This window comes from Microbacterium sp. I2 (assembly GCF_051364985.1).
Lineage (GTDB): Bacteria > Actinomycetota > Actinomycetes > Actinomycetales > Microbacteriaceae > Microbacterium.
Genome location: NZ_JBLWIH010000009.1, coordinates 77,581 through 91,910 on the forward strand (window position 1 = coordinate 77,581; position 14,330 = coordinate 91,910).

Here is a 14,330-nt window from a genome sequence, read left to right on the forward strand (position 1 = left end):
TCTCGTGACCGGCTGGTGTTTTCGCTACCGGGTTCGCGCGGCCGCCCGGTCAGCGTCCGGCGTCGTAGAGGTGGCGGCCGCCGTGGCTGACGACTTTCACGACGACGCCGCGGCGGTGCAGCTCGGCCACGGTGCGGGTCTCTTCGTCGATGTCGCGGCCGAGGGCATGGACGTTCGCGACCACGAGCACGTCGCCCTGCCGCAGCGTGCCGAACAGCCGCACGAGTCGCTCTTCCCACGACTCGAGCGTCTCGGGAGCGGGGTGGCGGAAGCCGTGGATCGGCACGCCGAAGCGCGTCAGGTCGTCCCGCTGCTCCACCACCGACGGCATGTCGTCGCGCGAGATGACCAGGCCCACCAGGCGTGAGCCGGCGGGCCGGGCGCGCCACCAGTTGCGGTCCTGCTGCATCTCGGTGAAGCACTTCGGGCACTCGGCGGCCGGGTGCGGCACGTGCAGGGGAGCGGTGTCGACGGATGCCTCGCCGCCGGCCATGGCACGCGCGATGTCGATCGGTCCGTCGGGCGCCGTGCCCGCGGCATCCGTCATCGTCGTCTCTGCGTCGTGAGTGACCTCACCCATGTCAGCCGCCCCTTCGCCCGCGCCGTGATCTCCCCGAGGGTCCATTGTCTCCCGAGAACGCGCTCGCCGTGTGCTGCGGGCTGGACCGGGCGCCCGCGCAGGTCATTCGCCGTCGAGACGCAGCTCGAGGCTCAGCTGGTCGGCGTCGAGCTCGGCGAGGGCGTGCCGCAGTGCCGGCGTGCTGTACTGCCCGCCCGAGGTCACGGCGTTCAGCCGCTCGCGCATCGCCTCGATCATCGCCAGCCGCAGCTCGAGCAGATCCCGGGCCGACGCGGTGGTCTCGTCGTCGGGAGGATCGGTCAGCCGCGCGCCGACGCGCTCGAGCAGCTCGCTCGAGAACTCCGATCCGTCGCGGCGTCGCAGCGACGGCGCCGACAGCGCGGCGACCGCGGCGCCGCGCAGCTCGTCGTCCAGCGCCGACTGCTCGGCGCGATCGAGGTGGTCGTCGCCGGTCCGCTGCAGGCGCAGCAGGCGCACCAGCCAGGGCAGCGTGAAGCCCTGCAGCATCAGGCTGCCCGCCGCCACCGCGAAGGCGATGAACACGAGCAGCGCGCGATCGGGGGTGTCTTCGCGCGGCAGCGTCTGCGCGGCCGCGAGCGTCACGACGCCGCGCATGCCGGCCCACACGATAATGGTGCCGTGCTTCCAGCCCAGCGGCGACGCCTGGTAGTAGTTCAGGTCGCCGAGGGCGCGGCCCACGCGATGCCGCATCGACGCGAGCCGGCGCTGCGTCCGCGGATCGTCGGGGCCGGGCGCGCGACGCGCGCGCTCCTCGAGGCGCTGTCGTCGGCGGGCCATCCGGCGCGCCTGGCGACCGGCCGGGGGAGCGGATGTCGTTCCCCCGCCTCCGCGGATCGGCGGCGAGTCGTCGCCCGCCGCCAGCGCGTCGATCCGCGCGCCGATCGCCTCGAGCCGCTCCCGCTGTCGCCCGCGGGCGCGGCGGCTCTGCAGCCACACCAGCACCGACACGTACGCGGCACGGACGGCGAGCACCAGTGCGAGCGCGCCGGCGGCGATGCCGATCCCGGTGCCCAGGCCGTTGTGCTCCTCGATGTTCTCGGCCACGATCGCGTTGAGCTCGAGGCCCATCACGAGGAAGACGGCGCCCTCGAGGACCAGCTCGACGGTGCGCCAGTTGTGCTCGTCCGACATCCGCTGCTCGGGCGTGAACCAGCGGGCGGCACCCTGGCCCGTCACGATGCCGGCCACGACCGCCGCGACGAGGCCCGAGCCGCCCAGCTCCTCAGTCGGCAGGTATGCCACGAACGGCACGACGAAGCCCACTGCCGTGTTCGCCGCGGAATGCCCGATCAGCGCCCGCAGACGCAGATTGAGGTAGCCGACGATCGCCCCGACCACCACCGCCACCAGCACGCCCCAGCCGAACGCGGGCAGGAAGCCGAAGCCCAGCTCTTCGTCCGTGGCCAGTCCCGCGGTGCCCACCGCGGCGGCCGCGATCATGGTGCGAAGCAGCACCAGTGCGGTCGCGTCGTTGAGCAGGCTCTCGCCTTCGAGCATCGTCACGACGCGGCGCGAGACCCCGAGCCGCTTCACGATCGACGTCGCCACGGCATCGGTCGGACTGAGGATCGCGCCCAGTGCGACGGCGATCGCGGGATGGATGCCCGGGATCACGAGGAGGAAGAAGGCCGCGAGCGCAACCGAGCTGAGGATCACGAGCAGGAACGACAGTCCCGCGATCGGGCCGAAGTCCCGGCGGAACTCGATCGCGGGCAGTGCGACGGCCGCCGAATACAGCAGGGGCGGCAGCACCCCGACGAGGATCCACTCCGGGTCGATCTCGGGCACCTCGACGAACGGCAGCAGGCTGACGGCGGCGCCGATCAGCAGCAGCACGAGCGGGCCGGCGATACCGAGCTTCGGGGCGATCGCCGTCGCCAGCGCGATCACGACGACCGCGACGATGATCACGACGAGCGCTTCCACGAGTCAGAGCCTAGTGACGGGGCGTCGCTGCCTAGTGACCTCGAGTGCTCAGAGCACGCCGAGCGCGCGGACGGCGTCGCGCTCGGCGACGAGTTCGTCGACGGATGCCTCGAACCGTGCCAGTGCGCGAGCGTCGAACTTCAGCCCCTCCATGATGCGGTAGCCGTGCCCGTCGCCCCGCGAGGTCACGGGCATCGAGCACACCAGGCCTTCGGGCACGCCGTACTCGCCGCGAGAGACGACCGCGGCCGACGTCCAGCCGCGATGGGTGCCGAGCTGCTCTTCGCGCACGTGCTCGATCGCCGCGTTCGCGGCCGAGGCGACCGATGATGAGCCCCGCACCTCGATGATCTCGGCGCCGCGCTTGGCCACGCGGGGGATGAAGACGTCGTCGAGCCACGCCGTCGCCGCCTCGCGACCGCCCAGACGCTCGGCGAGGGCCTCGGACACCGACCGCCCGTCGGCGAGCCCGGCGTGGGCCACGTCGGGGAACTGGGTCGCGGAGTGATTGCCCCAGATGATGACGTCGGCGATGTCGCCGGGCCCCACCTCGAGCACGTCGGCGAGCTGGCCCACGGCGCGGTTGTGGTCCAGGCGGGTGAGCGCCGTGAAGCGATCGGCGGGGATGTCGGGGGCAGCGGATGCCGCGGCGATGAGCGCATTCGTGTTCGCGGGATTGCCCACCACGACGGCGCGGACGTCGTCGTCGGCGACGGCGCCGATCGCGGCCCCCTGCGGCCCGAAGATCCCGGCGTTCGCGGCGAGCAGGTCGCCGCGCTCCATGCCCGGGCCGCGCGGACGCGCCCCGACCAGGAGGGCGATGCTCGTGCCGTTGAAGGCGGTGAGCAGGTCGTCGGTGACCTCGATGTCGTGAAGCAGCGGGAAGGCGCAGTCCTGCAGCTCGAGCGCGGCGCCTTCGGCCGCGCGCATTCCCTGCGGGATCTCGAGCAGCCGCAGCCGCACCGGCCGGTCGGGGCCGAGCATGTCGCCCGCCGCGATGCGGAACAGCAGAGCGTAGCCGATCTGCCCCCCGGCTCCCGTGATCGTCACCGTCGTGGGTTCGCTGGCCATGCCTCCGAGCCTATTCCCGTGCCGCGGCATCCCTCTCCCGCGTCCGGCGCCGAGAACCGAAAGGGGGCGTGATCGCGTCGAAACGTGACCCGGCGCGGCGCCGGGGGTACCGTGAAGGCCATGACGTTCAACCAGAACGCCAGTGTCGGGGGGAGTTCGGCACGGCGTCGCGGCGCGGGGGCGGCGGTCGCCGGTGGCGGCATCGCCGGCCTCGGCGCGATCGCGGTGCTGCTGTTCCAGCTGTTCACCGGCACCGACATCTCGTCGATCGTGCCTGCGCTGCCGCAGGCCGGCGGCGGTGGCGAGACCGTCATCGCGAACTGCGAGACCGGCGCCGACGCCAACGCGCGCGACGACTGCCGCCTGGTCGCGGGCGCCGAGGTGCTCGACCTCTACTGGGGCGGCGAGGTGCAGGGCTACCGCGCGCCGCAGCTCATCATCGTCGACGGCTCGACCCAGAGCCAGTGCGGTGTGGCGTCGAACCAGACCGGCCCCTTCTACTGCCCGCCCGAAGAGGCCGTCTACATCGACCCGACGTTCTTCGCGCTCATGCGCGAGCGCTTCGGTGCGACGGCCGGTCCCCTTGCGCAGCTCTACGTGCTCGCGCACGAGTACGGGCATCACGTGCAGAACATCGGCGGCATCATGCAGCAGTACCCGAACAACGGCTCGGGACCCGACAGCAACGGCGTGCGTATGGAGCTGCAGGCCGACTGCTTCGCCGGCGCGTGGGTGGGAAAGATGGCCGAGGAGGTCGACGACAACGGCGTGCGCTACCTCCAGCCGCCAACCCAGCAGGAGATCGCGGACGCGATCAACGCGGCGCAGACGGTCGGCGACGACCACATTCAGCAGGAGTCCGGCGGCTTCGTCAACCCGGAGACCTGGACCCACGGCTCCAGCGAGCAGCGTCAGCGATGGTTCGAGACCGGGTATCAGAGCGGCTGGTCGGCGTGCGACACTTTCGGCATTCCGGGGGGAAGCCTATGAACGAGCAGCTCGACGACATCCTGTATCCGCCGATCGAGCCGTACGAATCCGGCGAGCTCATCGTCGGCGACGGCAACCGCGTGTACTGGGAGCAGAGTGGCAACCCCGACGGCAAGCCCGTGGTATTCCTCCACGGCGGGCCGGGTGGCGGTACGGCCCCATATCACCGGCGCTTCTTCGACCAGGATCGGTACCGCATCGTGCTGCTCGATCAGCGCGGGTGCGGACGCTCCACGCCCCACGCGAGCGAGCCCGATGCCGATCTGCGCCACAACACCACGTGGCATCTGGTCGCCGACATCGAGCTGCTGCGCAAGAACCTCGGCATCGAGCGGTGGCAGGTCTTCGGCGGCTCGTGGGGGAGCGCCCTCGCCCTCGCGTACGCCCAGGCGCACCCCGACGCCGTGACCGAGCTGATCTTGCGCGGCATCTTCACCCTGCGGCGGCACGAGCTCGAGTGGTTCTACGAGGGCGGCGCATCGGCGATGCTGCCCGACCTGTGGGAGGACTTCATCGCCCCCGTCGCCGTGCTCGAGCGGTCGCGCCTCCTCGAGGCGTACCACCGGCGCCTGTCCGATCCGGATCCCGCGGTGCACGTTCCGGCGTCCGTCGCGTGGTCGCAGTGGGAGGCGGCCTCGCTCACGCTGCTGCCCGACCCTGATCTCGTCGACACGATGACAGAGCCGCGCGCCGCGGTCGCCCTCGCGCGCATCGAGAACCACTACTTCCTGCACGCCGGCTGGTTCGAGGAGGGGCAGCTCATCGCGGGCGTCGACGCGATCCGGCACATCCCGGCGGTGATCGTGCAGGGCCGCTACGACATGTGCACGCCGCCCATGACGGCGTGGGATCTGCACCGCGCCTGGCCCGAGGCCGAATTCTTGATGATTCCGGATGCCTCGCACGCGGCATCCGAACCGGGAATCGCCCGTGCGCTCCGTGCCGCGACCGACCGCTTCGCGGCATCCGTCCCCCTCGCCCCCGTCACGTCGGGCGCCGAGGAGAAGTCGTCTGCGGCCGGTGCCGACACCACCCACCCCTTCACCACCGAAGGCTCCCCTGCGAAAACACCAGTCGGTGACGAGACACGCCGGGCTGCGGCATCCGTCACCGGCGCGTCGTCGTGACGGACTGGTGTTTTCGCGCGAGTCGGCGTGGTGGTCGGCGGGGAGCGACGAACGCTCAGGCAGCCACTGGTAGGGTGGGAGGACTTGCAGCGCTTCTTGCGCTTCTTGCGTCGTAGAACGCTTCCCCTCCCGCCGCCGCCTTCTCATCGAAGTGCGATGCCGGTGATGACTTTCGTACGGCGACCCGTGGGCGAAATCCGCCCCGGCCACCGACAGGGCATCGATGTGCCCGGAGAACAACCTTCATGACTGATGTCACTTTCGGCGCGCTCGGCGTGCCGCAGCCCCTCGTCGACGCGCTCGCGGCCGACGGCAAGACCACCGCGTTCCCGATCCAGATCGACACGCTTCCCGACACCCTCGCCGGCCGCGACGTCCTCGGACGCGGTAAGACCGGCTCGGGCAAGACCCTCGCCTTCTCGATCCCGATGGCCGCGCGCCTGGGCACCAAGCTCGCCGGCGGCAACCGCCGCAAGGGCCGCCCGCTCGGCCTCGTGCTGGCGCCCACGCGCGAGCTCGCCACCCAGATCGACGCGGTGCTCGCACCGCTCGCGAAGGCGTACGGCATGACGACCACCACGATCTTCGGCGGCGTCAACCAGAACCGCCAGGTGCAGGCGCTGAACGCCGGCGTCGACATCATCGTCGCGTGCCCCGGTCGCCTCGAAGACCTGATGAAGCAGGGCTACGTCCACCTCGACGCGATCGAGATCACGGTGATCGACGAGGCCGACCACATGGCCGACCTCGGCTTCCTGCCCGGTGTCACGCGCATCCTCAACGCCACGCCGTCCGGCGGACAGCGCCTGCTCTTCAGCGCGACGCTCGACAACGGCGTGGACAAGCTCGTGAACCGTTTCCTGCAGAACGAGGTGCTGCACTCCGTCGACGAGGCCACCTCGCACGTCTCGGCGATGACGCACCACGTCTTCACGATGGACGCCGAGGCGAAGAAGGACGTCATCAAGACGCTCGCCTCGGGTACCGGACGCCGCATCCTGTTCATGCGCACCAAGCACCAGGCCAAGAAGCTCGCCAAGCAGCTGACAGCCGATGGGATTCCCTCCGTCGATCTGCACGGCAACCTGTCGCAGCCGCAGCGCGACCGCAACCTGGCAGCGTTCTCGTCGGGCACTGCCCGCGTGCTGGTGGCGACGGATGTCGCGGCGCGCGGTGTGCACGTCGACGACGTCGAGCTCGTCATCCACGTCGACCCGCCCACCGAGCACAAGGCGTACCTGCACCGTTCGGGCCGCACCGCCCGCGCGGGCGCTGAGGGAGCCGTGGTCACTCTCGTGATTCCCGGCCAGGAGAAGGACGTCGCGCAGCTGCTACGCAAGGCGGCCATCAAGGTCGCTCCAGTAGCGGTGACCGCGTCCTCGCGCGAGGTCGCCGAGCTCGTGGGCGAGGTCGCTCCGTACGTCAAGCCCGAGCCGGTGCACACCCAGGTGCGCGGCGGCGGCACGAGCCAGGGCGCGAACGCGCAGCGCAAGCGCGCTGCGCGCGGCGGTGGCCAGGGTCGCGGCGAAGGCCGTGGCGCCGGTCAGGGTCAGGGCCGCGGTCGCGGTCAGGGCGCCGGCCGTACTCAGAGCACCGACCGCGTGCAGGGCTCGCACCAGCGCTCCGACCAGAGCGCCGGTCACACCCGTTCCGCGCAGCCGGCGCAGGGCAACCCGCGCACCCCGGGGCGTCGCGCCTCGGGCGGCGGCACCGGCAAGCTGATGGTGGGCTCGGTCGTCCGCCAGAACGGCGGCAACCGCCGCACCGGGCGCTGACGCCGCTCACTCCTTTCGCTCGCCCGTCGCGACCGCAGCTCCTCGCTGCGGATCGCGGCGGGCGAGCTGCATTTCGCGGACCTCCGTCCGGCGGAGCATCGCTCGAGGGGCGGAGGATTCGGGTTGGTTCCGCCGCCCTGAGCGTGGTTCGCCGCCGGGCGGAGCCGCGCAAACCCCGCCGGGCGGAGCTGCGGAGCATCGCTCGGTGGGCGGAGCCGCGAACCTCCGCCGGGCGGAGCCGCGAAGCCCCGCCGGGCGGAGCCGCGAAAACCCCGCCGGGCGGAGCATCGCTCGATGGGCGGAGGACTCGGGTTGGTTCCGCCGCCCTGAGCGGGGTTCGCCTCCGGGCGGGGCCGCGCAAACCCCGCCGGGCGGAGCGGCGGAGCATCGCTCGGTGGGCGGAGCCGCGAACCTCCGCCGGGCGGAGCCGCGAAGCCCCGCCGGGCGGAGCCGCGAAAACCCCGCCGGGCGGAGCATCGCTCGATGGGCGGAGGACTCGGGTTGATTCCGCCGCCCTGCGCGCGGTTCGCCGCCGGGCGGAGCCGCGACCCCCCGGCGGAGCTGCGAACCCGCCGGGCGGAGCGGATGCTGCGGTCTGGACCCGCGGCAGGACGCGGCGGTTTGCGTGCGTTCAACAGGTCAACCGGGCTTCCACAGGAAGTTTTCGCCACGGAACGTCCTGTGGAAGCGCGGTTGACCTGTCGCGGTCGTGGTCGTGGCTGCGGCCCGGCTCAGCGCGGGGCCCGGCTGCGTGCGCGTGCGGGTTGAGGGGCGGATGCTGCGGCATCCGGTCCCGGCCTCGGGCGGGAGGCACCCTGACCCGGCGCCGACTGCCAGGATGAGCCGGGGCTTCGTGTGGCGCAACACGCAGCATCCGGTGTCGCGATTCCGTGTGTTGTGACACCTGAGGTGGGACGCGGGGCCGGGGCGTCCCGCTTCGTGGGGCGCGACACGCGGTCTCCGGTGTCGCGATTCCGTGTGTTGTGACACCCGAGGTGGGACGCGGGGATTGGCCGGGCCCGGCTGCGTACGCGTGCGGGTTGAGGGGCGGATGCTGCGGCATCCGGTCGCGGCCTCCGGCCGGACGTGCCCTGACCCGGCGCAGGCAGCCAGGACGCGTCGGGGCTTCGTGGGGCGCAACACGCGGTCTCCGGTGTCGCGATTCCGCGTGTTGTGACACCTGAGGTGGGGCGCGGGGCCGGGGCGTCCCGCTTCGTGTGGCGCAACACGCGGCATCCGGTGTCGCGATTCCGCGTGTTGTGACACCTGAGGTGGGACGCGGGGCTCGGCGGGGCGATGGGCGTCACCGCGAGACCGCCGAGGGCGTGCTCCGACTCAGCCCTGCCGGATCAGGTCCGCGGCGACCTCGCCGATCACGATCGCAGGGGCGTTGGTGTGGCCGCGGATGAGCGTGGGCATGACGGATGCGTCGGCCACCCGTAGCCCCGTGACCCCGCGCACTCGCAGCGAGGGGTCGACCACGGCTTCCGGCCCTGCGCCCATGCGGGCGGTGCCGACGGGGTGATACAGCGTGTGCGAGTAGCGGCGCAGCGACAGCTCGGCCCGCTCTTCGGGCGTCATGCGCTCGCCGCCGTCGGGCTGGATCCAGCCGCCGTTCGTGACGGCGCCGAGCGCGTCGGTGGCGATCAGCCGCTCGCACTCGGCGAGGCCGGCGAGCATCGTGGCGGCATCGATGCCGTCGGGGTCGGAGAGGTAGGCCGGGTCGATGAGCGGCTTCGCGTACGGGTCGGCGGACGCGAGCCGGATCGTGCCGCGGCTGCGCGGCCGCAACAGGATCGCGCCCACCGTGAGCCCCTCGCCCGGCAGCGGCACGAGTCCCTCGCCCACGTACGGCGCCGGCGCGAAGATGATCTCGATGTCGGGCAGACCGGCGGGCATCCCCGCGCGATCGGCCATGGCGGTGCGCACGAACCCATACGCCTCGGCGACGTTGGAGGTCAGCATCCCGCGGCGCCCGCTCAGGTAGCGGGCGAGCTGCTGCCGGCTCTCGGCGGTGAAGAGCGTGCCGCCCTTCGCGGCGGGTGCGAGGCCGGCGACGAGGTGGTCCTGCAGATTCGATCCCACCCCTGGTGCATCGACGACGACCGCGATCCCGTGCTCGGCGAGGTGCGCGGCCGGCCCGATGCCGCTGAGCATCAGCAGCTGCGGGGTGTTGATCGCCCCGCCGCACAGGATCACCTCGCGCCGCGCCGTCGCGTGGCGGGTGACTCCGCCGATGTCGACGTACACGCCCGTCGCGCGGGGTGGCGCGCCTGCGGAGTGGGGTGCGGCGTCCGGAGCCACCGCGAACGTCACGCGCCGCACGTGCGCGCCGGTCACGATGCGCAGGTTGCGTCGTCGTCGCGCCGGCCGCAGGTACGCGTCGGCCGTCGACACGCGCGTGCCGCGTGACTGCGACACCATGGTCTGCGAGAAGCCCTGGCCCTCTGGAAGATTCGCGGCGGTGACCGGATGCCCCAGCTCGGCCGCCGCCGCGAGGAACGCGGCCGTCTGGGGTCGGGGATCCCGCTGATGCTGCACCGCCTGGGCGCCGTCGGTACCATGCGTCGGCTCAGCGGAACCGTCCGCCGCGGCCGCACCCATCGCGGACTCGGTGCGCTCCACCCGGCGGAAGTAGGAGACCAGCGACCGCCACGACCAGGCCGGGCCTGCCGCATCCGCCCACTCGTCGTAATCGGCGGCGAAGCCCCGGACCCACATCATCGCGTTGAGCGCCGACGACCCGCCCAGCGTCTTGCCGCGGGGCCAGTACACGGTGCGCCCCTCGAGCGCCGGCTGCGGGACGGTGTCGTAGTTCCAGTCGTAGGCGCTGCGGAAGAGCTTCTTGAACGCCGCCGGCACGTGCAGTTCGAGAGCCGTGTCGGGACCGCCCGCCTCGAGCAGCAGCACCGAAACGCTCGGGTCCTCGCTCAGCCGCGCGGCCAGGGCGGCTCCGGACGAGCCGGCACCGACGACGACGTAGTCCGCCTCGAGGCCGAGAGCGTGCCCACGTCGGCGCGACGGCCTCACGCGCGGAAGGCCTTGAGCAGCACGGGCGCGAACGCGGCGTAGTCACCGTCGATGCGGAAGCGCGTGAACCCCGCGCTCACCTCCGTGCCGGTGCGCGAGGTCACGAACCACGGCGGCTTGGGCAGCACCGAGAACGCGCGTCCGCCCGAGGCACCGAGCGCCCGCGGCGAGAGCGAGCGCGGGAACGGCCGGAACGGCCCACGTGTGACCGACCGCTCGACGTGGTCGAGCAGCAGGGCGTTGTGCACGATGCCGATTCCGCTCTGCACGTCCTGCGTCGTCGCGCCGGGGAAGCCGCCCCACGCGAGCGTCGGGGTGAGGAAGCCGAACGCCGTCCACGAGTTGATCGAGATCGTGCCGTAGCGCAGCCGCTCCAGCGCGCGCTCGAAGGCCTCGCCGAGCGCTGCCTGCGTCTCGGGATCGATGAGCACGTTGGCGCCCAGCGTCCCCACCAGCGCGTCGTTCGCGTGCTCGACGGCGCGGTCGAGGAACTCCTGGCCGTTGCCGGGCAGCGACACGACGCCCAGGACCGGTGCGAAATACTCGGTGCTCTCGATGGCCCGCGCCTCGTCGGGACGGGTCTCGACGAGCAGGCGGGTTCCGTCGGCGCACCGCTCGGCATCCGGATAATCGGATGCCGCGGCCGCCAGTTTCTCGTCACTCCGCGGGTACCAGACCGGGCGCCGGGGCGCCGCCTCGAAGGCCCGCCGCACCTCGGCGAGGAATGCCGCGCGCTGCGGCCAGTCGGAACTGAGGATCACGACCTGGCCGGCGATGCAGTTGTGCCCCGAGTTGTACAGGCGCATCGTGACGACGTGCTCGGCCTGGAAGCGCAGGTCGGCATCGCTCCACTCGCCGGGCACGATGATGATCGGTGAGACGCCGCCCAGCTCCGCGGTGATCGGCTTCTTCAGGAGCGGGCGGTTCTCGCGCTTGCGGCGGGCCGCCTGGGCTCCCGAACCCCACACGATCGCGTCGAACGTGGGCGCCGCGCCCGTGATGTGCACGTGCGCGATGGCCGGGTGGGATGCCAGATGCGCGCCGACGTCGCCCCCGCCGCGTACGATGCGCAGGAACCCCGGCTCTATGAGGGGCGCAAGCGCCCGCTCGAAGACCGGCACGAGGGCGTCCTGCGTCGGGTTGACCTTCAGCACCACGACCCGGTTGTGGGCGAGCAGCTCGTAGAGCACGTCCAGTACGGGGATGGACGTGACGTTGCCGGCGCCGAGCACGAGACCGATGCCGCCGGGCTCGGTCGGCGTGAGCTGACCGAGCCCCGCGCCGCGGCGGATGTCGTCGAGCGAGACACCCGGCCGGAACCACACTTCGCCCGTGTAGCCCGACAGGATGAGCCCATCGACCGCCGTCGCCGGGAACACCTGCGCGCGCAGCCGGTCGCCGGGCGCGGCATCCGTTTTCACTCCATCGAGTGGGTTGCCGCCCCGCGCGAGCGTGCGCAGCGTCGAGCGGTACGCGTCGATGGCGACGACGGCGGCGTACGGTCCCGACAGCCATTCCTCACCACGCAGCGGATGCCCCGGCTCGAGGCCTTTGCTCGTGGCGGCGACGTCGGCCCACTCCTCGGCGACGGCGGCTGTCGTGGCGTGCAGCCGGTCGAACAGGCGTGCGCGCTGGTCGATCGTGAGGTGCGGCCACGACCGCGATCCGGTCTCGAGCTGTGCGAGCGCCTCGTCGAGGGCGGCGATGGTGGCTTCTGGCAGAGCGTCTGTCGCACCGGGGGAGGCGGCGGCAGGTTTCGCAGCCCGGCCCGGCTTCACACCGGAACCGGCGCCGGATGAGGCGGGTGTGGGGGCGGCCTTCGGCACGGGCGCTCTCCTTCGGGCGGGAGCCTCAGTCTACGACGCGACGCGGACGCGGTCCCACGGATGCCGCGACCCGATCTCACGCCGGATCGATGTCGCGGCGCCGCAGCGGATAGCGCGCGAGGGTGGTGAGACTCACGGCGATGAGCGCGGCGGGAGCGACGCTGAAGCTCAGCACGATGCCGGTGACGGCGGCATCCGGCTGCTCCACCAGCTGACCCGCCACGGACGAGACGTAGCCGGTCGCGGCGAGGATGATCGACAGCACGGTCGCGCCCAGCGCGAAGCCGACGGTCTCGCCTGCCGTCCAGACGCCGCTGAACGCGCCGGCTCGGCCCGGGCCCCCGCCGGCCGCATCCGGCGCCGTGCGCTCGTCGTACGAGATGACATCCGGCAGCATCGCCATGGGCAGCGACTGCATTCCGGCGTACGCGATTCCGGCGATGCCCACCGGAGCGTAGATCCACGTGCCGGGCGCCCACAGCACGCCGATGATCGACAGCGCTGCGGCGGCGAACACGACGCTCGCGATCGCGAAGGCCCGCTCCTTGCCGATGCGGCGAGCGAGCACGCCCCACGCGGGTGCCGCGAGCAGGGCCGGTGCGATGAGCGCGATGAACAGCAGCTCGACGGCGGCCTCGGAGTGCAGCACCCAGGTTGCGACGTACTGCGCGCCCGCGAGCATGAGGCCGGTGGCCAGGGCCTGCAGCACGAACGTGGCGAGCAGCATCCGGAACGCGCGGCTGCGCCGCAGTGCCCGGATGCCGGCCGCATAGTGCTCGCGGATCCCGCGCGCTGTTGCGGTGCCGCCTGGTGCGGTCCCGAGGGCGGGGGACGGGACGACCGCGCGTCGCGCGACCGCCGTGGCCACCAGCATCCCGATCCCGATCACGACCCCGGCGACCACCCCCATCACGAGGTAGCCGACCGCGGGGTCGTCGGCCATGCCGCGCAGCGCGGGCCCGCCGGCACCGAAGAGGAGGATCGCGAGAGTGAGGACGACGACGCGCCACGTGAGCAGGCGCGTGCGTTCGTCGTAGCGAGGAGTGAGCTCGGCAGGCAGCGCGATGTAGGGCACCTGGAACAGGCTGAACGCCGTCGCGGTCAGAGTGAAGGCGATGAGCACCCAGATCGCACCCACCACCGGTCCGAGCGCGGGCGGCACGGCGAACGTGAGGGCGAACAGCAGCGGCAGTGCGCATGCCCCGATCAGCATGAGTCGGCGGCGGCTGCCGTGGCGCGCCTGGTCACGGTCGGTCAGTGCGCCGATGACGGGGTCGATGACGACGTCCCACACCTTCGCGACCGTGATCACGCCGCCCGCAGCAAGCGCGGCGACCCCGAGCGAGTCGGTCAGGTAGTACGTCAGCACGAGCCCTGGCAGCGTCGCGAAGCCACCCGTGCCGAGCGAGCCGGTCGCATAGCGGGCGATCGTGCCGCGTGTCAGCCGGGCAGGCGAAACGGTCCCCACGCCCCCTCCGGGCGCCGCTGGCGCGTCGTCCGGAGCCTCTGGGCGTGTGGTCCCAGGCGCGTCCTCGGACGCTGGTGGAGCCTCATTGCTCATGCGCGTCAGTGTAAGTCAGCGCCGAGCCCGCGCACGGCCTGTCTTCTATGCGGAAACACCAGTAGGTGACGGCGCCACGCCGGGGACGGATGCCGGGTTGCGGCGTGTCGTGCGACGGACTGGTGTTTTCGCAACCCGGCGCCGAACCCGGGCACTGCCTGTCTTCTGTGCGGAAACACCAGTAGGTGACGGCGCCACGCCGGGGGCGGATGCCGGGTTGCGGCGTGTCGTGCGACGGACTGGTGTTTTCGCAACCCGGCGCCGAACCCGGGCACTGCCTGTCTTCTGTGCGGAAACACCAGTCGGTGACGGCGCCACGCCGGGGACGGATGCCGGGTTGCGGCGTGTCGTGCGACGGACTGGTGTTTTCGCAACCCGGCGCCGAACCCGGGCACTGCCTGTCTTCTGTGCGGAAACACCAGT

8 protein-coding genes and 1 pseudogene are annotated in these 14,330 nt (G+C 72.1%); 3 read left to right on the forward strand and 6 right to left on the reverse strand.

All coding sequences use genetic code 11. The features are described 5' to 3' along the window. Positions 1-49 precede the first annotated feature (49 nt). The 3 genes from ACLKM7_RS07495 to ACLKM7_RS07505 all read right to left on the reverse strand — a co-directional run bounded on the left by ACLKM7_RS07495 (position 50) and on the right by ACLKM7_RS07505 (position 3,598). On the reverse strand, positions 50-493 hold the full coding sequence (locus tag ACLKM7_RS07495; protein WP_436446888.1) for a recombinase family protein: 444 nt from the start codon (positions 491-493) through the stop codon (positions 50-52). Between the two features lie 189 nt (positions 494-682). Next, positions 683-2,527, reverse strand: a complete 1,845-nt coding sequence (locus ACLKM7_RS07500) for a cation:proton antiporter (RefSeq protein ID WP_436446530.1) — start codon at positions 2,525-2,527, stop codon at positions 683-685. A 48-nt stretch (positions 2,528-2,575) separates the two neighbouring features. Then, positions 2,576-3,598, reverse strand: coding sequence for a malate dehydrogenase (locus tag ACLKM7_RS07505; protein WP_436446531.1), 1,023 nt, complete (start codon positions 3,596-3,598; stop codon positions 2,576-2,578). A gap of 120 nt (positions 3,599-3,718) precedes the next feature. Here ACLKM7_RS07505 and ypfJ point away from each other — a divergent pair, with 120 nt between their 5' ends. From ypfJ to ACLKM7_RS07520, 3 genes and pseudogenes are all read left to right on the forward strand, one after another. After that, positions 3,719-4,588 (forward strand): KPN_02809 family neutral zinc metallopeptidase, encoded by an 870-nt coding sequence (gene ypfJ / locus ACLKM7_RS07510; protein ID WP_436446532.1) that lies wholly within the window; start codon positions 3,719-3,721, stop codon positions 4,586-4,588. After that, positions 4,585-5,550 (forward strand): annotated as a pseudogene (pip, locus tag ACLKM7_RS07515) (prolyl aminopeptidase); the annotation flags it as partial. The gene ypfJ and the pseudogene pip, both read left to right, overlap by 4 nt. 410 nt (positions 5,551-5,960) lie before the next feature. After that, the gene (locus ACLKM7_RS07520) at positions 5,961-7,490 is read left to right on the forward strand and encodes a DEAD/DEAH box helicase (RefSeq protein WP_436446533.1); all 1,530 of its coding nucleotides are present in this window, start codon (positions 5,961-5,963) and stop codon (positions 7,488-7,490) included. Positions 7,491-8,825: 1,335 nt separating this feature from the next. Here the strand turns inward: ACLKM7_RS07520 and ACLKM7_RS07525 are convergent. The 3 genes from ACLKM7_RS07525 to ACLKM7_RS07535 all read right to left on the reverse strand — a co-directional run bounded on the left by ACLKM7_RS07525 (position 8,826) and on the right by ACLKM7_RS07535 (position 13,814). Beyond that, positions 8,826-10,520 carry a GMC family oxidoreductase gene (locus ACLKM7_RS07525; protein ID WP_436446534.1) on the reverse strand — a complete coding sequence of 565 codons (1,695 nt, stop codon included), beginning with the start codon at positions 10,518-10,520 and terminating at the stop codon, positions 8,826-8,828. Beyond that, positions 10,517-12,346, reverse strand: coding sequence for an aldehyde dehydrogenase family protein (locus ACLKM7_RS07530; protein ID WP_436446535.1), 1,830 nt, complete (start codon positions 12,344-12,346; stop codon positions 10,517-10,519). Before ACLKM7_RS07530 ends, ACLKM7_RS07525 begins: the two co-directional genes overlap by 4 nt. Before the next feature lie 76 nt (positions 12,347-12,422). Then, complete coding sequence (locus tag ACLKM7_RS07535; RefSeq protein ID WP_436446536.1) at positions 12,423-13,814, reverse strand: MFS transporter; 1,392 nt, start codon at positions 13,812-13,814, stop codon at positions 12,423-12,425. Positions 13,815-14,330 lie beyond the last annotated feature (516 nt).